The sequence below is a fragment of the Frigoribacterium sp. 9N genome (genome assembly GCF_902506305.1).
Classification (GTDB): domain Bacteria; phylum Actinomycetota; class Actinomycetes; order Actinomycetales; family Microbacteriaceae; genus Frigoribacterium.
The window spans coordinates 1-22,139 of record NZ_LR733396.1 but is presented as its reverse complement, the minus strand read 5'-3'; the positions used below and the strand labels follow the sequence as shown (position 1 = coordinate 22,139).

Genomic DNA, 22,139 nt, shown 5'->3' with positions numbered 1-22,139 from the left:
GTCACCGACCCCGCCGTCACCACCCAGCACCCCGGCGAAGTCCGCGTGCTTCCGCTGGCCGACCGTCACCGCCTCGGGGGCGAGCGCCGGCAGCCGGGTCAGCCGCAGCACGTAGTCCGGCTCGGGTGACGTGTCGGCGTCGACGAAGCACAGCACCGACCCCGACGACGCGGCGACGCCGACGTTGCGGGCGGCCGAGAGCCGGAACCCGAGGTCCTCCTGCACGATCAGCCGCACCCCCTCGGGCACGGTGGGTGGCGTCGGCGATCCGTCGTCGACGACGATCACCTCGAGCCGTTCGGCCGGGTAGCTCTGACGCGCGAGCGCCGCCAGCGTCCGGTCGAGCTCGGCCTGCTGCCGGTAGTGCACGACGACCACCGACACGAGCGGCGGCAGGTCGGGCCACACCCCGTCGAGGGCGTCCCACGCGTTGCCGACGACGAACCGTCCGCCCGCAGGAGGCGCGGTGTCGGTCGCGTCGGACACCGGCGACCCGGCGTCGCGGCTCACCAGCGCACCCCCTCGGCCCACCACGCCGCGTAGGCGTCGGCCACCTCGTCGAGGCCGGGCAGGGTCCGGGCGTCGTCGTCGAGCCAGGTCGACGCCGGGTCGGCCAGTGCGGTCGCGATCGCCGCCGCCAGACCGCCGTCGGGGTAGAGCGTGAGCGTGCCCGGCCGGAGGGCGGCCATCTCGCGCGAGTACCTCGTGTCGGGCACGAGCGGTCGTCGCCCGGCCGCGATCCAGGTCGCGATCGATCCGGAGGCCGACACGTGCTGGTGCGCCGCCACGGGCACCGACGCGCGCCGGGCGCGGTCGAGCAGCGTCGCGTCGTCGAGGTAGCCCGTCGCGCCGAACGGCACGCCGAGCGCCGCCGCCTCGTCGACCAGCTGCTGCAGCTCGGCCTCGTGCCCCGAGGAGGCGCGGCCGAGCGCCACGACGCCGGTCGCCCGCGCGTCCGGTCGCGTCGCCCCGCTGCCGTCCCGGTCGCCGGCGGCGTCGTGCCGCGCGGCCGTGAGTCCGGCCACGGCCGCCACGACCTCGGTGTGCCCCTTGCCCGGGTAGAAGAAGCCGATGACCGCGACGTCGCCGTCCGGCTCGGGGAGCCCGGCCGGCCCGGCGGGCTCGGGGAGCCCGTCCGGCCCGGTCCGCTCCGGCGGCAGGGGGTGCCGGTCGACCGGCAAGGGGATCACCTCGACCGGGCCGTCGAAGCCGACCCACTCGCGCAGGAGGGAGCGCTCGTGGTCGCTGTTGACCACGACGCCTCGCGCGGCGGCCACCACGCGACCGTAGGCCTCACCGCGCCTCCTCAGGTTGCGCTCGCCGTCCGACGGCTGCGGCAGGTCGTGCAGGGTGACCGTGAGCGCCGTCGTGTCGGCCAGGTGCTCGACGACGTCGGCCGCGGCGGACGGCGAAGGGCCCCAGAGCCGGTCGGTGAACTGCAGGTGGGCCCGCGGGACGCCGACGTCGACGGCGTCGTCCGGGCCCGCATCGACGCCCCCGTCGACGTCCGGCACGTCGAGCAGGTCGGCGACGTCCAGGGCGAGGTGCCGACCGGTGCGGGCCTCGACCGTCGCGGCGATCTGGGCCGCGTAGGTCGCGACGCCGTGCTGCGGATCGTGGTGCGTGACCACCACGGGCAGCTCGACGAGGTCGATCGTGGCCGCCGCACCGTCCCGCGCGGTCGACCGGGCCGAGTCGCGCGCGGTCGCCTCGCGGGTCGAGGGATCGACCGCCCCGCCGCTCACGCCGCACCCCACAACGCGAACGCGTCGGCGTGCCGGGCCAGGGCGGCCTCGACCGCGTCCGGGTGCTCGGCGTACCAGGCGAGGTGTGCCCGACGGACCTCGTCGGCGTCGACGCGCTCACCGCCGACGACCCAGTGGTCGGTCGCCTCGTCGTCGAGGCCCCAGGCGTCGATCACCGCCTGCTCGCGCGGGGCGTGCACGCTCGCCAGCACGGGTCGGCCCGGGTCGACGACGTGCTCGGGCAGGCCGAGGCGCTCGCGGACGCGCGAGGCGAGGGCCGTCCAGACCGGGTTGCCGGGGTGGTTCAGGGTGCGCATCTGGTCGAAGCGCGGCGTGCCGGCCCCGTCGTCGCCCGCGCCGACCTCGAACAGGTCCGACGCGACGACGCTGTCGTGGGCGACCTCGCGCTTCCGCAGCTCGGCCAGCGACTGCTCGGCGACCGACCGGACGACGGCGGGCGTCAGGGCGCCTCCCGGGAGGGGCCGCCCGGCGGCCTCGGCGATCAGCCGGACGTCGTGGTACTCGACCACGGGCGGCACGAGCGAGACGTCGCTCGGCGGGCGCACGATGACGTGCGCGGGGTAGAGGCCCGCGAACCGGACGACGGGCACCCGGACGACCCGCGCCTCCCGGGGCAGCATCGCGGCCAGCTGCGCCGTGCCGAGCGGGAGGTCGTGGTAGTCGTCGCGCACCGGTTGCGAGACCAGCAGCCCGGCCCGGCCGAGCCACCGGCCGAGCTGCGGCAGGTCGGCGGCCGTGAGCTCGTGCACGGGCGGCATCCGGACGGTCGTGAGGCCCCCGCCGTCGAGGAAGATCCGCAGCGACTCGGCCTGGCAGTTGCCCACCACGAGGGCGATCGCCCCGTCGCCCTCCGGCTCGCTCAGACCGTAGAAGTCGCCGTAGTGACGGGTGCGGCCGTCGGGTTCGGTTCGCTGTTCGGACATGCTTCCCTCCGGCCCGCGCTCGGAACGGACAAAGGGGGTCGCGCGGGCCTATGTTGAGTCAACAGCGACTTCCCCGGTCGCGTCATCCTTTCCCGCCGCCAGCCCCGGCACACCTCACCCGCATCGTCGCGGGTGCTCGTCGTCCCGCGAGACAGGCCTCGCGCCGGTCCGCCACGGCGAGCGACCTGATCACGCCGAGGAGGCCCCGTTGACCCATCACGCCCCGACGTCGCCGTCGACCACGGCCGCCGCGTCCGACGAGACCGACGTCGTCGCGCCCCTCCGCGTGGCCTCCGTCCCGGCCGGCCACCCGTACGTCCGCTCGTTGCTCGACCCCGACGACGCCTCCGGCCGCGTCCTCCACCTCGCCGACCCGCTGCCCGACCCCGCCGAGCCGGACCGCTGGTGGCCCCCGGTGATGCTGGACGCCGACTGGCTCCGCGCCCACGCCGACGAGATCGACCTGCTGCACGTGCACTTCGGCACCGAGTCGTACCCGACCGACCACCTCGTCGCCGTCGTCGAGGCCCTGCGCGACCTGCGCAAGCCGCTCGTGTACACGGTGCACGACCTGACGAACCCGCAGCTCGTCGACCAGGCGCCCCACGTCGAGCACCTCGACGTGCTGATCCCGGCCGCCGACGAGTTGATCACCCTCACCGACGCGGCCGCCGACGAGGTCGAGGCCCGGTGGGGTCGTCGCCCGACCGTCATCGCGCATCCGGCCATCGTCGACCCCGAGGTCGAGCTGCCGGTCGGCACACCTGGTGACACGGTCGTCGTCGGGGTCCACCTCCGCGACCTGCGCCCCAACGTCGCGGGCGTCGAGACCGTCCGCACCCTGCTCGCGGCGGTCGACGCCCTGCGCGCCACCGGTGCCGCCGTGGAGGCGCGGGTCGACCTGAACGAGCGCGTGCGCGACCCCGAGCAGGCCGAGCGCATCCGCGAGCTCGTCCGGGCCGCCGGACCGTCGGCGACCCTCGCCGAGCACCCGCGCCTGACCGACGCCCGGCTCGAGCGGTCGCTCGCCGACCTGGACGTCTCGGTGCTGCCGTACCGCCACGGCACGCACTCGGGCTGGGTCGAGCTGTGCTGGGACCTCGCCGTCCCGGTCGCCGCGCCCCGCGTCGGCCACGCCGCGGCGCAGCACCCCGACCGTGGGACCACCGCCTCCTTCGACCTCGACGACCCCGCGTCGCTGGCCGCGGCCGTCATCGCCCTGGTCAGCCCGCACGCCGTCGACGAGACCGCCGACGCACACGACGCCCCGGCCCGGGTGCCGGCCTCGCGCCGCGGCACCCCGCACCGCGCCGCCCTGCAGCGGCAGCGTCGGTCCGTGCGACGACGACAACGCCACGACGTGGCGGCCGCCCACCTCGCGGTGTACGAGCGCGCCCTCGCGACGGTCGCGGCGGTGACGGCGTGACCCGCGCCTCCCGGCCCCTGCGCATCGTCGTCGTGGCGCCCCTGCGCTACCCGATCCGCGAGCCGTTCGCCGGCGGACTCGAGTCGTCGGTCCACCACCAGGTGCGCACCCTGCGCGAGCGCGGTCACCGCGTCTCGCTGATCGCCACCGAGGGGTCCGACCACCTCGACCAGAGCCCGCCCGAGTTCGTCCTGCCCGCCGTGGTCTTCGACGACCCGGCCGAGGCGACCGACACGACCTACCCCGACGGCTACCTCGAGCGCGCGCTGCCGGCGCTCGAACGCGCCCTGCAGTTCGTCGCCGACCACGCCGACGACTACGACCTCGTCGACAACCACAGCCTGCACGGCGCCCCGCTCGCCCGGGCCGACCGCATTGGCGTGCCGATGGTCAGCACGCTGCACACGCCGACCCTGCCCGCCATGCTCGCCGCGCACCGCTCGTCCACCGGGCCGCGCAGCCGCTTCGTCGCCGTCAGCGGCCACACCGCCGCCGCCTGGGCGAGGGAGGGCGTCGAGGCGAGCGTCCTGCCGAACGGCGTCGACACCGAGCGCTGGGGCTTCGGACCCGGGGGCGACGACCTCGTCTGGTCGGGACGCATCGTCCCCGAGAAGGGGCTGCACCTCGCCCTCGAGGTCGCCCGTCGCGCCGGGCGCCGCCTCGTGATCGCCGGTCGCATCGGCGACGTCGACTACTTCGAGACCGAGGTCGCCCCGCACCTCGGAGCCACCGCCCACTACGTCGGCGAACTGCGCCAGCCCGAGCTCGCGGCCCTCGTCGGGCACAGTGGCTGCGCCCTCGTCACGCCCGTGTGGGAGGAGCCCTTCGGACTCGTCATCGCGGAGGCGCTGGTCACCGGCACGGCGGTCGTCTCGTTCGCCGTCGGGGGAGTCCCCGAGGTCGTGGCGGGTTCGGTCGGGGCCGCCCTCGTCGCCGCCGGAGACCTCGACGGCATGGCGCGCGCAGCCGACGACCTGCTGCGCCGGGTCGGGACGGACGTCGACGCCCGCCGCACCGTGCGGCAGGACGCCGTCGACCGGTTCTCGCTGCGAGCCCGGGCCGCCGTCCTCGAGCGGCTGTACGCCGACGTCGTGGCCTCGGACGAGCGCGTGCCGGGCACGTCCGCCGTCGCCGCGACGGAGGCGACCGGCGTGGGTGGCCGGCACCGTGCCTCCTCGTCCCTCGCCGGCGGCCTGTCGGCCGTGCGCCCGGCCGGCACGGGCCGACGGGTCGTGAGGGCGTGACCTCGACGGTCGCCCGCCCCCTCGTCGGCTGGTACGTGCACCACCACGGTGCCGGGCACCGCACCCGCTTCTCGGCCGTCCGGCCGCACCTCGACGCCGACGTCGTCGTCTTCAGCTCGCTGAGCGCCCCTGTCGACCTGCCGGACGACACCACCTGGGTCGAACTCGAGCGCGACGACGCCCCGACCACGGGCCCGGACGGCGTGGTCCGTCACCCCGCCGACGCCTCGCCGACCGTGGGCGGCCTGCTGCACTGGGCCCCGGTGGGGCACCCCGGGCACGCATCCCGCCTGGGCCGCATCGCCGGGGAGATCGCCGGGGCCGCGGCCGGCGGGCGCCCCTTCGACGCGATGGTCGTCGACGTCTCGGTCGAGGTGACGCTCTTCGTGCGGCTGCTGGGCGTCGAGGTCGTCGTGGTCTCGCAACCCGGCGACCGCACCGACGAACCCCATCGACTCGCGTACGACGCCGCGTCGCGCGTGATCGCTCCCTGGCCTGCCGGGACGCACGACTCGTCGGCGCTCGACCGGGTCGCCGAGAAGGTGCGCTGGGTCGGCGGGATCTCGCGGCAGGACGGGCGCGGGGCCTCGGACCGCGGGTCGGCCGTCGTCCCCGGCAGCGTCCTCTTCGTGGGCGGTGCCGGCGGCAGCGACCACGGGGACCTCTCGGCCGCGGTCGCCCGCGCGGCTCGGGCCACGCCCGGCACGACCTGGTCGGCCCTCGGGCTCGACACGTGGGTCGACGATCCGTGGGAGGCCATGACCTCGGCCGAGGTGATCGTGACCTGGGCCGGCCAGAACACCGTCGCCGACCTCGCCGCCCTCGGCGCACGTGCCGTGGTCGTGCCGCAGACCCGACCCTTCGACGAACAGCTCACGACCGCCCGGGCGCTCGATCGGGCCGGCCTCGCCGTCGTGGCGCCGTCCTGGCCCGCCGACGACGAGTGGCCGTCGGTGGTCGAGCGCGCCCGGGGGCTGCGGCCCGACTGGTCGGCGTGGCAGGTCGAGGGGGCTGCCGCCCGCGCCGCCGCGGTGGTCGCCGAGGTGGCCGGTCGGGGCGCGCACGGCGTCGGCCCCGCGCGCGCCGAGCCCGCCGTCGGCGCCGAGCCCGCCGTCGGTTCCGACCTCGCCGTCGGCACCGACCTCGCGGGGGTCGCCTCGTGACCGTCGTGGTGGTGACCCTCGCGTCCGCCACCCGGATGAAGCACGTCGCCAACCAGCTGCGGTTCGTCCGGCAGGCGGCACCCGACACCGGCCACGTGGTCGTCTGGCTCGACGAGACCCCCGCCCCCGACGTGCCCGCCCTGGCCGGGGTCACGACCCTGCACGTCCCGCCGGGTCCCGACGGCCTGCGCCTCGCCGCCGGACGCAACCGCGGAGCCGACGCGGCCGTCCGTCACGGTGCCACGCTCATCGTGTTCCTCGACGCGGACTGCGTACCCGGCCCCGACCTCTTCCGCCACTACGAGCAGGCGGCGCTCGGCCACCCGGGGGCTCTCCTGAGCGGACCCGTCACCTACCTGCCCGAGGGGTTCGTGCTCGGCACCGGCGAGGGGCTCGAGGGGGCGACCGCTCCGCACGCGGCGCGACCCGCGCCTCCTGCGGGGACGACGCTCGTCGCGGGCGCCGCGGACTATCCGCTGTTCTGGTCGCTGTCGTTCGCGGTGACGCCGGACGCCTGGGCGCGGCTCGGCGGCTTCGACGAGCGATACGAGGGCTACGGCGGCGAGGACACCGACTTCGCCTTCATCGCGCGCTCGCTCGACGTCCCGCTCGTCTGGGTCGGCGGCGCCCACGCGTACCACCAGTACCACCCGACGTCGTCACCGCCGTGGCGCCACCTGTCCGACGTCGTGCGCAACGGCGGCCTCTTCGCCGAGCGGTGGGGCGAGTGGCCGATGGGTGGCTGGCTCGACGCGTTCGAGCGGGCCGGCGCGGTGCGCCGGGCGGCCGACGGCGGCTGGACCCTCGTCGAGGGCGCGGCCGTCCCGAGCTGACCCGCCCCGGGCCGACCCGCCCCGAGTCGCCGGGCCGAGTCGCCCGCCCCGAGTCGACGGGCCGGGATCGCACCGCCGACTGAGCATCGCACCGTCGAAGTGGGCGGTGCGACGTCCAGTCGGCGGTGCGACACCACCCCGCGGTGGCGCAAACGACTCTCAGCGCAGGGCCGTCTCGTCGAGGCCCAGCGCCCGTCGCGCCTCCGGCGCCCCGTCGACGTGCGTTGTCCACGACGGACGCACGAACGAGTCGCGTTCGAGCAGCAGGTGCTGGTCGATTTCGGCTTGGCCTCTCGGTGCGACCCGCGACACACCGTTGTCGACGTATCCGAGTCGCCGGGAGACGCCGAGCGACGCGGCGTTCCACTCGGCGGCGCTCGACGTCGCGACCTCGGCGCGGAGGTGGTCGAAAGCGAAGGTCAGCGCCGCGGCGCGCATCTCGGTGCCGAGGCCCTGACCGTGGGCCGAAGCGGTCAGCCATGAGCCCGTCTCGACGGTACGGAGGGTTGTGAACCGGCGGGCGACCAGGTCTTGCATCCCGATCGGGACCCCGTCACGACGGGCGACCAGGTTGAGGGACCAGGACTCAGGGGTGAGTGCGGCGCGTTGGCGCCATTGGTGCCGGGCCAGTCCCGCCGTGAGTTCGTCGTCGGGCAGGTCGGTCCACGGCTCCGCGAACGGCATGCGGGCGGGGTCGTGGATGCCGGCCCTTGCCGCCTCGACGAGGCCAGGCAGATCGTCGTCCCGCAGCACCCGGAGTTCGAGACGCGGGGTGCGCAGGCACAACCGGAACAGGGGCCAGACGTCGACGAGGTCCATCGCCCGAGCCTAGTGAGCCGAGGAGGCGCGGCGCGGCCGGGTCAGTCGAGCGTGCCCTGGTCGGACGATTTCTTGTGGGCGATGGCGTCGCGTTCGGCGGCGAGCGACGCGACGGTGGCCGGGTCGAGGGCGTCGTAGTCGACGAACGGGTCGGGCTGGCCCGTCTTGTCGGCGACGACCGCCGAGTAGGCCGAGACGGCGAGTCGCAGCTTGGCGGTCGCCCGACCGGCGCGCTTGCTCGACAGCGGTTTCTCTTGCATGACCTTGCGGTGGTGGTCGAGCGCCTCGACGAGGTCGCGGTGGGCCGTCTTGAGCTTTTTCGCCATGTGACGATCATGCCCACCCGGGGCCGATCTGCCAACACGGTCGTGGCCGCGGGGGACCGGTCGGGGGACAAGCCGCCGCGGGGGAGGAAGCGAGGCCCGGGTGCTTTCACAGCGGGCGGCCACACTGCCGTAACCTCCCGGGCGGACCATCAGGCATGATCTCGCTGACCGGAGTGATCCGCCCCACCGACGAGGTGGCCGTGCTGCACGTCGTCGAGCAGAAGCTCCGGCGGCACTTCCCGGCGTTGAGCGCCGCGTCCGAGGTGCTCGTGCTGCAGGCCTGGGGCCTGCCGGTCCGCGTCACCGAGCAGTTGGCGCGGCTGCGGCTCGACGTCGTCGTGGGCGACCAGGACGAGGCGGCCACGTTCCGCGACACGGTCGGCGCCGAGTTGCGTGGCTGGTCGGGGTCCGGCTCCCTGCGGGTCGACTGGACCGAGGGCGTCCTCCCCGCCGTCGCGCCGGCCACGCTCGGCGAGACCGCCTGACCGCGACGGCCGGGGACGCCGACGGGGCGACCTCCAGGGTTTCCCCGGCCCGCGCCTCCTATGCTTCGTCCCGACGAGGGTCTCCCGAGCCCTCTCTCGCCGAGGGGGCGCGCATGACCGACGACGGACGCACCGAGCGGGCCCCCGACGGCCACGACGACCCCTCCGATCGAGGAGGCGCGGTGCGGCAGGGCGGGATCGCCCGCCACGGTCGCCTCCGCCGTGGGCACCCCGTGGCGTTCGCGGCGAAGGTGACGGCGGCCACGCTGGCCGTGGTCCTCGTCAGTACGACCTCGATCGCGGCCATCGCCACGTGGCAGGTGCTGCAGGGCGCGAGGCCCACGGTGCAGCTCGCCGGACCCGACGGGTCGTCCGCCTCGCCGGTGCCGCAGCTGACGGCGCAGACCGGTGAGGTGAACCTGCTGCTGATCGGCACCGACACCCGCGAGGGGCTGGGCACCGGGTTCGACGACGCCGCCAACCAGCAGGCCAGCTCGGGGGCGGGCAAGAACGACTCCACGGTGCTCGTGCACATCTCCGAGGACCACACGAACATGGCGGTCGTGAGCTTCCCGCGCGACCTCATCGTGCCGATGCCGGCCTGCCCGAACGACGACGGCACGGTCAGCCCGGCGACCTCGGGCGCGATGCTGAACACCGCGCTGGGACGTGGCGGGCCGAAGAACGGACTGTCGTGCGTGGCCCAGACGATCGGACAGCTGACCGGACTGCAGATCGACTACGCGGGATCGATCACGTTCGAGGGGGTCGTGTCGATGGCCGACGCCATCGGCGGCGTCGAGGTGTGCCTGGCGACGCCGATCCGCGACACCGAGGTCCAGCCCGCACTCGACCTCCCGGCCGGCACGCGGACGTTGTCGGGGGCCGAGGCCGGAGCCTTCCTCCGCTCGCGCTACGGGGTCGGCGACTCGAGCGACCTCGGGCGGATCAGCAACCAACAGACGTTCCTCTCGGCGCTCGCCCGGCAGACGGTGTCGGCGGGGACGCTGACCGACCCGACCAAGGTGTTGGCGATCGCGAGGGTGGCGTTCGCGAACATGACGCTGAGCGACACGTTGGCCGACGCGTCGACCCTCGCCAAGCTCGCCCTCGCCGTGAACACGGTCGGGCTGTCGAACATGGTCTTCGTGCAGTACCCGGCGGTGGACGACCCCGCCGACCGCAACCGCGTGCTGGTCGACGAGTCGGCGGCCGCGGTGCTGGACGACGCCCTGCAGCGCAACCTGCCGCTGACCCTCTCGGCGGACAGCCTCGGACGGTCGGCGGTGCTCGACCCGGCCGCCCCGGCCGCGCCGGGTGTGTCGGCGTCTCCGTCCACGGGTGCCGGGGGCGAGCCGTCGGGCGAGGCGACCGACGGGGCGGTCGACGTCGTCCCGGGCGCCGGAGCGACCCCGGCGCCGACGCCCGCACCGACCTCGGCGGCCCTGCCCGGGAACGTCTCGGGCCAGTCCGCCGACCAGGTCACCTGCGCCAAGCGCGACTGACGAGGGGTCGAGTCACCTTCTTCCGGGGGTTCCCCCTGCCTTCGACGCGCCCTAGCATGGCAACCGACATGTGAACTTGAACATGTCACCTTCCGGGTGGCGTGTCGACGATCGGCGAAGGGGCCACACGATGAAGACGACCACATCGATCCGAGGGGTCGGTGCGACGGTGGCCCTGGCCATGGTCACCGCGGCCTTCGCGGCGACACCGGCCGCGGCGACACCGGCCGCGGCGACACCGGCCGCGGCGACACCGGCTGCCGCGGCACCGGCCGCGGCGACGCCCACCGCCGCGGAGCCGGCTGCTCCGACGTCGGCCGCGGCTGCCGCCGCCTCGACCGCGACCGTCGACCTCGACATCGAACGCCGCGCCGACGGCAGCGGCCCCTTCACGCCCGCCGAGGGCCCCGGTGCCGACGCCGGCGCCTCCAACGGCATCGTCCGCACCTTCGACGCCATCACCTACCGCGTCACCGTCAGCGCCAACGGCGGCTCGGTGACGAACGAGCGGTTCACCGTGACCGCACCCGACGGCACCACGTGGGCCGGGATGCCGAACACCTGCGAGGTCGACGGCTCCGCGATCGTCGGCCCCGAACTCACCTGCAACGTCGGCACCGTCGGCGAGGGGCAGGTCCTCGCGACCCCGGTCGTCCTGACCATCGACTCCCGGGCCGGCGGCGGCACGGTCGCCATCACGGGCACCGTGACCGGTGACGGCGTCGCCGAACCGGCAGGGCCCGTCACATCCGTGGCGACGACGGTCTCCGCGGCACCGCGCTTCGACCTCGCGAAATCCGTCGCGAACTCCACCTTCCACCCCGGTGTCGTCGGCCCCGACGGAACGGAGGGGACGGTCCTCCAGTACCCCGTGACCGTCGCATGGGAGCCCGTGGTCCCCGGGCAGGGGCTCCTCGGCTACGAACGCTCGAGCGGCACCTTCACCTTCCAGGACGACGTCTCCCGGATGTTCGGCGACCTGCCGTCCCCCGCGGTCCTCGTCGGCCACGACGGGCGGGCCGCCTGCGGGCTCAACGACGGGCGCACCTTCCCGGTCCTCCCCGGCGGCAGCGGGGGGAGGTCCACGACGGTGCTGCACTCCGGCCGCTTCGAGTGCACGCAGTCCGCTCCGGGGCAGCCCGTCGAGGTGACCATCACGGGCACCGACACCGACATCACGCCGTCGAGGGGCATCCCCTCGCAGAGCGCCACCGGCCAGCCGATCCAGGGGGGCGTCAAGCCCTACGTGATCAGCGGGTACATCAGCATCTGGGTTCCCGCCCTCGACGCGGGCCAGTCCCTCATCGCGACCAACACCTTCACCCCGCTGCAGACCACGGGCATCAGCGGTGCGTCCAACTTCCCGGGCTCGACCGAGCCGCTGGCGAACAACTCGGTCGACCGCAACCTGTCGTTCTTCGTCCCGGGAGGGGGCTTCAAGCACCTCGGCCAGACCCGGGCCGACGGCTCCACCGCCGTCGGCTCCGCGAAGTCCGGAGACCCCTACGTCACCCCCGGGACGCGCCTCCGCTCCCAGGTCTCCCTCGCGAACAGGGGCGTCTCGGACTACGTCGGAGCGATCGCCTGCGACGTCTACGACAACCGCTTCCAGCAGCTGACGACGCTGTTCGGCGAGCACGCCACCACCAACGGCTGGAACGAGGGCGTCCGCATCGAGTACGCGGCGTTCTCCTTCTCCGACCCCACCGTCGGTCGGGACGCCACGTGCGACGACTCCGACGGCCCGTGGTACGACAGCCCCGACGACGTGCCCGGCGGTGTCGACGCGATCGGGAAGATCCGCGCCGTCGGGACGGTCGCCGGTGGGCGGGCCGGCAACCTCTTCAGCTACTTCGAGGTGCAGGCCGCCCCGAACGACACCCGCGTCCACGACTTCGGCTCGTTCTTCGACGGCACGAGCGCCTGGGTCCACGACACGGCGCCCGCGGCCAACGGTGTCGGGCCGCTGGCCGACAGCGTCATCGTCACCCAGGTCAGGGCCCGGGTCGTGAAGAAGGTCGTCGACCCCGGCACCACCGCCGAGACCACTCCCGACAAGACCGCGTTCGTCGTCGCCGGCACGAGCATGGACTACGCCCTCTACCCGACGCTGACGAACGCGACGGAGGGGGGCCGCCCCCAGGCCCTCACGGTGACCGACGTCCTGCCCGAGCACACGACGTACCAGCGTGGCTCGAGCTCCCTCGAACCGACGAGCGTCGAGACCACGACGATCGACGGTGAGCTCCACGAGACGATCGTCTGGACCCTCGAGGACGTCGTCCCCAACCGTCCGATCGCGCCCCTCACGTACCGGCTCGACGTGTCCGGGACGGCCCCGCCGGGGTCCGTGAACAACACCGCCCACGTCGCCGCCGACGACGACCTGTCGCCCGAAGGGCTCCGCACGGCACTCCGAGGCGTCCGCGTCGAGTCCTCGAGCGGCATCGGCGTCCAGAAGACCGCGGAGGAGCCCACCGTCGTCGTCGGCGACGACCTCGTCTGGACGCTCGAGTACCGCAACACCGACTCCGTCCCCATCGCGGCCGTCGACCTGATCGACGTCCTGCCCACCGTCGGGGCCAGCGGTGGGCAGGTCGACCTCGCCGCCCCGGTCGAGGTCGACCCCGACGCCGGTGAACGCGTCCGCTACACGACCGCTGCCCCGGGCGGCATCTCCTTGGACGGCGACGACCCGAGCAACGCCCCCGGGGGCGACACCGCCTGGTTCGACGCGTCCCGCATCGGGACGGGCGGCGACCAGGTGGCGCTCGAGGAAGTCACCGCCGTCCGCATCCAGCGGACCACGGCCGTCGACGTCGGCGAGGTCGTCACGCACGACCTGACCGCGACGACGACGGAGGCACGTGACGGGGACGTCGTCACCAACCGGTTCGGCCTGCGCGCGACGAACCTCGCGCTCGCCGCGTTCTCGAACCGGGCCGCCATCACCGTCGTCGCCGGAGCCGTCGGCGACCGCGTGTGGGACGACGCGGACGCCGACGGGCTCCAGGGGCCTGCCGAGGCCGGCATCCCGTTCCTCCCGGTGACCCTCACCGGCACCGACGACCGGGGCCGTCGGGTCGAGCGGCGCACCAGGACCGACCTCGCGGGCACGTACGTCGTCGACGGGCTCCGCCCGGGGGAGTACACCGTCGCCTTCTCCTCGCTGCCCGACCGGGCCTGGACCGCACGCCACCAGGGCGAGGACGACAGCGTCGACTCCGACGCCGGGCTCGACGGAACCGCGACGGTGGCGCTCTCGACCGTCCTCGAGGGGGACGAGCTCGTCGGGGTCGACCGGGACCTCGGCATCGACGCGGGCCTCCTGCCGGCCGTCGACCCGGGGGAGCCGGTCGATCCCGGTGTGCCGGTCGACCCGGGTGCCCCGGTCGACCCGGGGGCACCCGTCGATGCCGTCGGTGCCGCGGGCACGACCTCGGACCCGTCGACCGGGCCCGGAGCGTCACGGGGTGACCGTCTGCTCGCCTTCACGGGCAGCGAACCGGCCGTCCTCGGCATCGCGGTGCTCGGCCTCCTCGGTCTCGGTGCGCTCCTCGCCCTCGCCGCGCGGCGGCGGGACTCCTGAGCGTGTCCCGTCGCCGCCGCGGCGCCCCCTGATCGTGACCGGGCTCCATCTCGGCCTCGATCAGGCGGCAGAGCCGAGGAGGCGCCCGGTCCAGTCCCGCAGGGCCGCGACGGCTCGGCGCGACAGGGTCGCCTGCGGCAGCATGCTCGCGGAGCCGTGGAAGGCCCCCGGCCACACGTGGAGCTCGGCCTGCACCCCGGCCGCCCAGAGCGCCCCCGCGTAGGCGACGGCTTCGTCGCGGAACACCTCCGCGCTGCCGCAGTCGACGTAGGCCGGTGGCAGGTCCGCGAGGTCGGTCGCGCGGCCGGGAGCGGCGTAGAACGACACGCCGTCGTCGTCACCGCGACGGTCGCCGAGGTAGGCGTCCCAGCCGAACCGGGTCATCTCCCGGTCGGCGACGCCCACCCCGTCGAACTGTCGGGCGGAGACGGTCGCGTCGCGGTCGTCGAGCATGGGGCTGACGAGCACCTGCCCGAGAAGGGCCGGGCCTCGTCGATCACGGGCCAGGAGGGCGGTGCCCGCGGCGAGCCCGCCCCCGGCGCTCTGGCCGACGACGACCATGCGGTCGGGGTCGACGCCGAGCTCGTCGGCGTGCTCGGCGACCCAGACGAGACCGGCGTAGCAGTCCTCGACCGGGTAGGGGTCGGGGTGCTCGGGCGCGAGGCGGTAGTCGGGGCTGACGAGGACGACGTCGTGCACGAGCAGCCAGTCGTCGTACGAGTCGAGGTTGCCGAGGTGGTGGCCGAACATCATGCCGCCCCCGTGGATCGCGTAGGCGCAGGCCGCCGGCCCGGTGCGGCCGATCCGCTGGACGACCGCGAGGTCGATCGGGTCGCCGAGGTGCCCGGGGACGGTGATGCTGCGCCTCTCGAGACCGCGGGCGCGCAGTCCTTCGTCGAGCTGCGCCTCCGTCGTCTCGAGCTGTCGCATCCGGGGCAGCATCCCGGTCTCGAGGCGGAAGCGGCCGCGGGCGTCCATCGCCTCCAGGAAGGGCGCGAACTCGGGGTCGAACGGCGGACGGGGCAGGGCGGTGGTGTCAGGCACGGGAGGTCTCCTCGGTGGTGGTGGTGGTGGTGGAACGGGTCGGGGTCGAGAGCGGTCCGGGGGCGGGTTCGGTGCGGCCGGGGTCGGCGCGGCCGGGGTCGGTGCGGCCGCGGTCGGCCCTGCCGTCGGCGGTCCGGGCACGGGTCGTCCCGACCACGACGAGCGCGGCGGCGACGACGGCGAGCCCGAGGCCCGCGACCGTCAGGGCGTCCTGGAACGTGGCCAGACGTGCGGTCGTCCAGGTGGTCGTGGTGATGCTGCCGCCGACGAGCACGGCGACGACCGTCCCGGCCACGGTGACGGCGGCACCGCTCGCGAGCTCGCTCGACGTGTCGACCAGGGCGGCACCGACCGAGGTGCGGTCGGCGGGCAGGCCGGTGAGCACCGAGGCGCCCGCGACGACCCCGACCACGCGCATCCCCGCCGCGACCAGCACGAGCGCGACGAGCACCCACACGTACCCGTGGCGACCCAGGGCGCCGAAGACCGCGAGGCCCGCGACGACCGACGCCGCGCTGATCCCCGCCGCCCGGGCCAGACCGACCCGCCGGACGAACGGCCCGACGAGGCGACCGCCGGCGAGCAGCACGACGACCTGCGGAAGCGTCCCCACGGCGGCCAGGGCCGGTGGCCAGCCCCAGGCGAACTGCAGCTGGAGCGTCACCAGGTACGAGAGCCCGGCGACGGCGAGGCCCGACGCCGCCTTGAACGCGAGGCCGCTCGACACCAGCGGACGGGCGAGCAGCGAGAGGTCGACCACCGGGTGCCGGGCGGACCGCTCCCGGGCCACGAACCCGACGGCGCCGACGACGGTCACGGCGACGCCGAGCCACCCCCACCCGGAGGTGCCACCCGACTCCACGAGGACGGTCGGCGTCACGAGTGCGGTGGACACGGTCGCCGAGCCGAGCAGCGCTCCGGCGACGTCGACCGGGTCGCGTCGGAGCCCCGCGGGGTCGTCCCGGGCGACACCGAGCCCGATGCCGACCAGGGCCAGCACGGCGATGGGAGCGTCGGCGAGCAGCAGCACCTGCCACGGGGCGACGGCCAGCACGAAGCCGCCGACCGTCGGTCCGACGGCGAGGCCGACGAGCCCCGCGGTCGAGATGACGGTCAGCGCGCGGACGCGCAGGCCCTCGTCGTCGAAGAGGCGGAACGCCAGCGCCATCGACCCCGGTGTGGTCATCGCGGCCGCGACCCCCATGAGCACGCGGACGGCGACGAGTTCCCCGGTCGTCGTGACCGCCGCGGTGGCGAGGCTCGCCGCGGCCAGCAGGACGAGTCCCGTCATCATCACGCGGCGGCGGCCGACGCGGTCGGCGACGGCGCCGAACAGCAGCATGAGCCCGCCGAAGGCGACCGAGTAGGCGGCGGACACCCACTGCAGCCCCGTCGTCGAGGCGTCCAGCTCGCGGCCGATCGTCGGCAGCGCGACGTTCAGCACCGAGTTGTCGAGCATCTCGAACAGGAACACCGCGGACAACCCGGCGAGGGCGATCCAGGCGTCCGAGAGGCGAGGAGGCGCGTCGCCGGTGCGGAGGCCGGCGCGGCGGATGAGGTGGGGGCTGGGCGACACGAGGGCGCACTCCTTCGAGGGAAGAAGTGGCGGATCGTCCGATGCCGCGTGCGGGTGCGTCGCGGATCGCGACGCCTTTTACCTCAGCGAAGGAGACGATACACGGACCGCCGGCGATGACGGAACCCGCGCCTCCGACCGCTCAGCGCGCCAGGGTGTCCTTCGGGTGCTCGCCGAAGCGGGCCAGGTACGCGGCCGAGAACCGGCCCATGTTCCCGAAGCCCCAGCGGCCGGCGACCTCCGAGACGAGGGTCGTCCCCGGGTCGCCCGCGACGAGGTCCTGGCGCACCCGGTCGAGGCGGACGTGTCTCAGGTACTTCGACGGACTGGAGCCCAGGTGCTCGTTCATCAGTTGCTGCAGGGTCCGGGTGTGCATGCCGGCGGCCGTGGCGATGTCCGCCGACGAGATCGCCTGATCGGCGTAGGCGTGGACGTACTCGGCGGCGAGTCGCAGGCGTTTCGTCCGCTCGGTGCGCAGGGAGTCGGGGACGTCGACCGCTCGCCACGGGAACACGTCCAGCAGCGTTCTGACGATCGCCGTCTGGGCGCTGTGGCGGGCGAGGGGAGGGGTCCGCGGGTCGACGATCGTCGGGGTGGCGGCGCCGAGGGTGCGCTGCCAGGCGGCGAGGGCGACGTCGCTCGGCACGGCGGCGTAGTCGAAGACGATCCGTTGCGCCGGCCCGCCGTGGCGTTCGGTGGCGACCTCCTCGAAGAAGGCGCCGTCTATGTGGACGATGCCGTGCCGGTGGGGCGTCATGACGAACGAGAACGACGTCTCGGTCGGGGTCAGGAACGGCCGGGTGCCCACGCTGGTGAGTTGCCCGGTGGGGTGGTCGATGGTCACGGACCCCTGCTGGAACCAGGACACGACGTAGTCCCGGGACCACGGGATCGTGCCCTGCAGGTGACCGGTGAAGGTGCCGGTCTGCAGGGCCAGACGGGCGTCGCCGGCGGAGGCGAAGCGGAACGCGAACGGCTCCGGGCCGACGCGGGCGCGGAAGTCGCGTCCGGCGAGGACCGTCTGCAGACTGTCGCGCGCCTCCTCGACGTCGTCGCTCGACCAGGCGTCCCGGCGGAACTCGTCCGGTGCGCGCTCGTCCGGTGCGCGTTCGTCGGGCGCCGGTCCGGTCGCGGGCATGTAGGTGCTGGGCACGGTGATCTCCTGGTCCTCCTCTCCGGGTCGCACGCTGGTGGGACGTGGCCTCAGCAATGGGGACGAGGGTCGAGCAGGTTTCGTCACGAATCGCCGACGGGAGGTCTGACGGACACGATGCCGCATCTACCGGCGGCTGTCCCTACCCCAGAAGACGTGCCCCGCCCCGAGAGGGATGCCCCGCCGCGGGTCGGGAGGGCGCCTGCGGGTCGGCAGGGCGCCTGCGGGTCGACGGGGTGCCGCGGCCGCGGCTCAGACGTCGCGGGCGAAGCAGACCGACTCGGCCGACCCGGCGTACGAGCCGAAGAGCGGGATGCTCTCGTAGCCCTCGCGTTCGTAGAAGCGGATGGCGTCCGGCTGGAGGATGCCCGTCTCGAGCACGATCCGGCGGGAGCCCAGGTCGCGTGCGGCGTCCTCGAGGGCTCGGAGGACGGCGGTCGCGACCCCCGATCCCCGCGCCTCGGGCGAGACGTACATGCGTTTGACCTCGACCGTGGCCGGGCCGACCACCGTGTCGGCGAGAGGGCGCAGGCCACCGCAGGCGATCGGCCGGCCGTCGTCCGCGCGGGCGACGAGGAACACCGGGACGTCGGCCGCCGACGGCGGCGTGCCCGGCTCGTGGTCGTCGCTGCCGTACCGGGCGTCGAGTTCGACCCGCTGTGCGCGGCGGAGGCCGTCGGCGTCGGGGTGGTCGAAGGGGGTCCGGGTGATCGTCCAGCGCATGGGTCGTCCTTTCGTGACAACCGTTACGGTAACATGCGTTACGATCACGGGATGAGCAGGACGCGTGACGTGGACGACACCCGGAGGCGTCTCTCGGACGCCGTGTTCACGACCCTCGCCGGGCGCGGGCCGACGGGGCTCACCCTCCGCGCGGTCGCCGAACGGGCGGGCTGCACCACGGGCCTCGTCCTGCACACCTTCCGGGACAAGCAGGCCCTGCTGCTCCACGCCCGGGACGTGCTCCACGAGCGCACCCGCGAGCGCTCGGACGCGCTCGAGGGCGATGCCGGCGACGCGGTGGCCGCCGTACGCGCCGTCGTCCTGGGCACCCTGCCGACCGACGACGAGCGTCTCGCCGAGGCCCGCGTGTGGGTCGGCTTCCTGGCCGCGGCGCTCGACGATCCCGTCCTGGCCGAGCGGCACGCCCTCGCCAGCCGCGCCTTCGCCGACCGTCTGACGCGACTGCTCGGGGTCGGTGATCCCGGGGGCCACGACGAGGCGGGCACCCGGGCGGCGGCCCTCGTCGCGGCGGTGGAGGGGGTCTCGAGCCTGGCGACCGGCGACCCCGGCCGCTGGACCGCGGCGCGCCAGGTGCAGGCTCTCGAGGTCGTCCTCGCCGCCGCCCTGCGGACCAGCGCCCCGCGGTAGTCGATCAGCCGCACCGGTGGTCGATCAGCCCCGCCGGTAGCGGCTGCCGTCGCAGGTGTGGACGGCCGAATCATCGAAGAGCAGCCGCAGGTCGTAGGCGGCGCAGTCGGCGAACGTGCCGATGCTGATGAACGAGGAGGAGCGGTGCAGTTCGCCCTTGGACGGGCCGTCGGAGCCGATGCCGGCCCGGTGGACCATCCACTCGACGTCACGGGCGTCCTGGTCGAGGTAGCGCATGACGGCCTCGTTGTCCTCGTGCTGGCCGATGTACGCGCGGGCGATCGTGCTGCGGACGATCCGCAGCACCGGTGCGAGGGGCTTGCCCGGTGCCGCGCTCAGGCCCCCGGCCTGGTACAGGAGTCGCCGCGTGCCGCTGCGGCGCATGGCGGGGACCAGCGCTCGGACGAAGGTCGCGTTCACCTGCCGCTCGCGTTGGGCGGCCGCGTCCCCGACCATCATCACGACGGCGTCGACGCCGCCGAGCAGGGCGTCGAGGTCGAGGTCGTCGTCGAGGGAGCCCTGGACGACCTCGAGGTCGTCGTGCTCGATCGCGAGCTTGCCGGGCGTCCGCGCGAGAGCGCGGAGTCGATGCCCGGCGTCGAGTGCCAGTCGCGTGAAGTGCTGCCCGGTCTGCCCCGTGGCGCCGAGCACGAGGAGGGTGCGTGGAGTCGTCATGGCCTCAATCTAGGCGGTGTCTAGTATCTAGTCAATGACTAGTCGGGGATTAGGATCGAGGCATGACGCAGCGGCCCTTCCACCACGGGAACCTGCGCGCCGTGCTGCTGGACGAGGCGATCGAGGTCGTGCGCGAGTCCGGCGTCGACGGCCTCTCGCTCCGCGACCTCGCCCGTCGGGCCGGGGTCAGTCACGGTGCCCCCCGGAGCCACTTCGTCGATCGGCAGGCGCTGCTCGACGCGCTCGCCGGAGCCGGGTTCGAGCGGCTCACCACCGCGGTCCGACGCGCGCTCGACGGCGGGGGAGGTCGGACGGAACGCCTCCATCGCGTCGCCCGGGCCTACGTCGACTTCGCCGTCGACGATGCCGCGCTGATGGAGCTCATGTTCCAGACCAAGGTGACGACGAAGCCCGAGGCCGTGCACGAGGCGGCGGGCACCCTCTTCGCCGTCCTCGACGGAGCCCTGGGGCCGACGGAGTCCGAGGCGTCCGGTGACGAGTCGCGCGACCACTTCAAGATGCTCTTCGCGGCGACGATGCAGGGGATCGCCTCGCTGGTCGCCTCCGGCCGCATCGAGCGCCCCCTCGGGGACCGCCTGGTGGGCACGGCCATGGACACGATGCTCGACTCCGACCTCGGACGGCGCGTGGTCACGACCCGCTGATCGGCGGGGGCGTCGGTGGCGGCGTCCTCCCCTCCGGCGGTGCCCGGCGGGAGGCACCGTCTACGCTCGGCGGCATGCTGTCGTTGACCCGCGTGCGGGAGTCGTTCTGGTTCCTGCCCGCCGTGTTCGGGCTCGTCGCCGTCGTCCTCGCCGAGGTGTTGGTGACGGTCGACAGGTCCCTGCCGACGACGGTGACCGAGGGGCTGCCGCTGCTGGGTGCCCTCAGCGCCTCCGGGGGACGGTCGTTGCTCTCGGGCATCGGGACGTCGATGCTGACCGTGGCCGGGACGTCGTTCTCGATCACGATCTCGGTGCTCGCCACGACGTCGTCGACCTACGGCCCGCGACTCGTCCGCAACTTCATGGCCGACCGTGCCAACCAGTTCGTGCTGGCGACCTTCACCTCGACCTTCCTCTACTGCATCGTCGTGATGCGCACCGTCCACACCGAGGTCGACGACACCAGCGCGTTCGTCCCGGTGATCGCCGTCCACGTCGCGGTCCTGCTCAGCGTGTTCGACGTGGGGGTGCTGGTCTTCTTCATCCACCACATCGCCGGTTCGGTGCAGATCACCTCGTTGCAGGCGCGCGTGCTCGACGACCTCCGGGCCGTGACCGACGTCGTCTACCCCACGAGCCCCGCCGACGACGTCAGCCAGGAGGCGCGGGTCCGGTCCTCGGCGGACGGTCCGCTCCCGGCCGACGCGGCCGTCGTCCGTGCCGACGCCGACGGCTACGTGCAGACGGTCGCGTGGGAGGCGCTCCGACGCGTCGCCGTGCGCGAAGGCCTCGTCGTCGACGTCGTCGCGATGCCCGGCCGGTACGTGATCGTGGGGGACCCGCTCGCGGTGACCAGCGCCTCCCCGGGGTCCGACACGGTCCGTGAACTGCGACGGGCGACCACCCTGGGGCCCGCCCGGACGCCTCACCAGGACGTCGGGTTCGCCCTGCAGCAACTCGTCGAGATCGCGGTGCGAGGTCTCGCCTCGGGGAGCAACGACCCCTACACCGCGGTGAGCGCGCTCGACATGTCGGCCGGAGTGCTCGTCCCGCTGTGGCGTCGGGGCGAGCCCGTCACGGCGCTGCTGGACGACCGGGGTGCACCCGCCGTCCTCGTCACGTGGCCGTCCGTGGAGGCGCTCGTCGACTCGCTGTTCCACACCGTCCGCACCTACGCCCCCGACCAACCGGCCGTGCTGGCGGCCGCGCTGCGCCTCGTCGAGCGGCTCGACGAGGTGGCCCCGTCGGCCCGCGCCGGTCGACTGGTCGATCACGGGACCGCCCTCCGGGACGCCCTCGCCGGCTGAGGCTCCCGCCGCCGACGACCGCACGCGCCTGCGTGCCGGGGGGCGGGGCTCGGCAGTGCGGACGTGCACGTCGCGTCGGGACCGTGCCGTGCGCTCGGGTCGTCACGCACTCGTGTCGGCAACTCCGGGCTGGTGCCGCAGCGCCGAATGCCGGGCCCCGAGTCCCGGGGCTCGCGCAGCTCGGTGCGACACCCGGCAGGAATTGCCCGCACCGCGAGGCGACGCGCAGGGCGGGTTGAGCGGGGTGCCAGGGCGCCGGGGTGCTGGGG

The 22,139-nt window shown here is 74.4% G+C and carries 20 protein-coding genes; 10 read left to right on the top strand and 10 right to left on the bottom strand.

Annotated features, from left to right (window positions below; genetic code table 11):
• The 3 genes from ARTHRO9V_RS15265 to ARTHRO9V_RS15255 form a co-directional block, all read right to left on the bottom strand.
• Nucleotides 1-510: glycosyltransferase family A protein (locus tag ARTHRO9V_RS15265; RefSeq protein ID WP_236557108.1), on the bottom strand; the 510-nt coding region annotated here is incomplete at its 3' end.
• A complete protein-coding gene (locus ARTHRO9V_RS15260; protein WP_159828922.1) occupies nucleotides 507-1,745 on the bottom strand; it encodes a hypothetical protein in 1,239 nt (412 codons plus the stop codon). The genes ARTHRO9V_RS15265 and ARTHRO9V_RS15260, both read right to left, overlap by 4 nt.
• Nucleotides 1,742-2,689 (bottom strand): WcbI family polysaccharide biosynthesis putative acetyltransferase, encoded by a 948-nt coding sequence (locus ARTHRO9V_RS15255; protein ID WP_159828919.1) that lies wholly within the window; start codon nucleotides 2,687-2,689, stop codon nucleotides 1,742-1,744. Before ARTHRO9V_RS15255 ends, ARTHRO9V_RS15260 begins: the two co-directional genes overlap by 4 nt.
• 208 nt (nucleotides 2,690-2,897) lie before the next feature.
• On the opposite strand from ARTHRO9V_RS15255, the gene ARTHRO9V_RS15250 reads away from it, so the two are divergent.
• The 4 genes from ARTHRO9V_RS15250 to ARTHRO9V_RS15235 are packed head-to-tail and all read left to right on the top strand — an operon-like array spanning nucleotide 2,898 to nucleotide 7,355.
• Entirely contained in the window at nucleotides 2,898-4,115 is a 1,218-nt protein-coding gene (locus ARTHRO9V_RS15250; protein WP_159828916.1) for a glycosyltransferase, read from the top strand.
• Nucleotides 4,112-5,359, top strand: a complete 1,248-nt coding sequence (locus ARTHRO9V_RS15245; RefSeq protein WP_159828913.1) for a glycosyltransferase — start codon at nucleotides 4,112-4,114, stop codon at nucleotides 5,357-5,359. The genes ARTHRO9V_RS15250 and ARTHRO9V_RS15245 overlap by 4 nt, the downstream gene beginning before the upstream one ends.
• A complete protein-coding gene (locus ARTHRO9V_RS15240) occupies nucleotides 5,356-6,522 on the top strand; it encodes a glycosyltransferase (protein ID WP_159828910.1) in 1,167 nt (388 codons plus the stop codon). Before ARTHRO9V_RS15245 ends, ARTHRO9V_RS15240 begins: the two co-directional genes overlap by 4 nt.
• Entirely contained in the window at nucleotides 6,519-7,355 is an 837-nt protein-coding gene (locus tag ARTHRO9V_RS15235; RefSeq protein WP_159828907.1) for a glycosyltransferase family 2 protein, read from the top strand. Before ARTHRO9V_RS15240 ends, ARTHRO9V_RS15235 begins: the two co-directional genes overlap by 4 nt.
• Before the next feature lie 159 nt (nucleotides 7,356-7,514).
• Here ARTHRO9V_RS15235 and ARTHRO9V_RS15230 read toward each other — a convergent pair whose 3' ends face one another.
• Nucleotides 7,515-8,174, bottom strand: a complete 660-nt coding sequence (locus tag ARTHRO9V_RS15230) for a GNAT family N-acetyltransferase (protein WP_159828904.1) — start codon at nucleotides 8,172-8,174, stop codon at nucleotides 7,515-7,517.
• A gap of 41 nt (nucleotides 8,175-8,215) precedes the next feature.
• Nucleotides 8,216-8,500, bottom strand: coding sequence for a hypothetical protein (locus ARTHRO9V_RS15225; RefSeq protein WP_043595140.1), 285 nt, complete (start codon nucleotides 8,498-8,500; stop codon nucleotides 8,216-8,218).
• Between the two features lie 155 nt (nucleotides 8,501-8,655).
• Between ARTHRO9V_RS15225 and ARTHRO9V_RS15220 the strand changes: the two genes are divergently transcribed.
• The 3 genes from ARTHRO9V_RS15220 to ARTHRO9V_RS15210 all read left to right on the top strand — a co-directional run bounded on the left by ARTHRO9V_RS15220 (nucleotide 8,656) and on the right by ARTHRO9V_RS15210 (nucleotide 14,079).
• Complete coding sequence (locus ARTHRO9V_RS15220) at nucleotides 8,656-8,985, top strand: hypothetical protein (protein WP_159828900.1); 330 nt, start codon at nucleotides 8,656-8,658, stop codon at nucleotides 8,983-8,985.
• Nucleotides 8,986-9,098: 113 nt separating this feature from the next.
• Complete coding sequence (locus tag ARTHRO9V_RS15215) at nucleotides 9,099-10,490, top strand: LCP family protein (RefSeq protein WP_159828899.1); 1,392 nt, start codon at nucleotides 9,099-9,101, stop codon at nucleotides 10,488-10,490.
• 130 nt (nucleotides 10,491-10,620) lie between these two features.
• Nucleotides 10,621-14,079, top strand: a complete 3,459-nt coding sequence (locus tag ARTHRO9V_RS15210) for an SdrD B-like domain-containing protein (RefSeq protein WP_159828897.1) — start codon at nucleotides 10,621-10,623, stop codon at nucleotides 14,077-14,079.
• A gap of 60 nt (nucleotides 14,080-14,139) precedes the next feature.
• Here ARTHRO9V_RS15210 and ARTHRO9V_RS15205 read toward each other — a convergent pair whose 3' ends face one another.
• The 4 genes from ARTHRO9V_RS15205 to ARTHRO9V_RS15190 form a co-directional block, all read right to left on the bottom strand.
• Nucleotides 14,140-15,123 (bottom strand): alpha/beta hydrolase, encoded by a 984-nt coding sequence (locus ARTHRO9V_RS15205; RefSeq protein WP_201298975.1) that lies wholly within the window; start codon nucleotides 15,121-15,123, stop codon nucleotides 14,140-14,142.
• On the bottom strand, nucleotides 15,116-16,582 hold the full coding sequence (locus tag ARTHRO9V_RS15200) for an MFS transporter (RefSeq protein WP_159828925.1): 1,467 nt from the start codon (nucleotides 16,580-16,582) through the stop codon (nucleotides 15,116-15,118). Before ARTHRO9V_RS15200 ends, ARTHRO9V_RS15205 begins: the two co-directional genes overlap by 8 nt.
• A gap of 259 nt (nucleotides 16,583-16,841) precedes the next feature.
• Nucleotides 16,842-17,852 (bottom strand): helix-turn-helix domain-containing protein, encoded by a 1,011-nt coding sequence (locus tag ARTHRO9V_RS15195; RefSeq protein ID WP_159828893.1) that lies wholly within the window; start codon nucleotides 17,850-17,852, stop codon nucleotides 16,842-16,844.
• Nucleotides 17,853-18,104: 252 nt separating this feature from the next.
• Nucleotides 18,105-18,575: a GNAT family N-acetyltransferase gene (locus tag ARTHRO9V_RS15190; protein ID WP_056046772.1), complete on the bottom strand. Its 471-nt coding sequence runs from the start codon at nucleotides 18,573-18,575 to the stop codon at nucleotides 18,105-18,107.
• 51 nt (nucleotides 18,576-18,626) lie between these two features.
• On the opposite strand from ARTHRO9V_RS15190, the gene ARTHRO9V_RS15185 reads away from it, so the two are divergent.
• Nucleotides 18,627-19,223: a TetR/AcrR family transcriptional regulator gene (locus ARTHRO9V_RS15185; RefSeq protein WP_159828891.1), complete on the top strand. Its 597-nt coding sequence runs from the start codon at nucleotides 18,627-18,629 to the stop codon at nucleotides 19,221-19,223.
• Nucleotides 19,224-19,247: 24 nt separating this feature from the next.
• On the opposite strand, the gene ARTHRO9V_RS15180 is transcribed toward ARTHRO9V_RS15185, so the two are convergent.
• On the bottom strand, nucleotides 19,248-19,898 hold the full coding sequence (locus ARTHRO9V_RS15180) for an NAD(P)-dependent oxidoreductase (RefSeq protein ID WP_056046768.1): 651 nt from the start codon (nucleotides 19,896-19,898) through the stop codon (nucleotides 19,248-19,250).
• Between the two features lie 62 nt (nucleotides 19,899-19,960).
• On the opposite strand from ARTHRO9V_RS15180, the gene ARTHRO9V_RS15175 reads away from it, so the two are divergent.
• Both ARTHRO9V_RS15175 and ARTHRO9V_RS15170 read left to right on the top strand, forming a co-directional pair.
• Nucleotides 19,961-20,563 (top strand): TetR/AcrR family transcriptional regulator, encoded by a 603-nt coding sequence (locus tag ARTHRO9V_RS15175; RefSeq protein WP_056046766.1) that lies wholly within the window; start codon nucleotides 19,961-19,963, stop codon nucleotides 20,561-20,563.
• 74 nt (nucleotides 20,564-20,637) lie between these two features.
• Nucleotides 20,638-21,870: a DUF2254 domain-containing protein gene (locus tag ARTHRO9V_RS15170; RefSeq protein ID WP_159828889.1), complete on the top strand. Its 1,233-nt coding sequence runs from the start codon at nucleotides 20,638-20,640 to the stop codon at nucleotides 21,868-21,870.
• Nucleotides 21,871-22,139 lie beyond the last annotated feature (269 nt).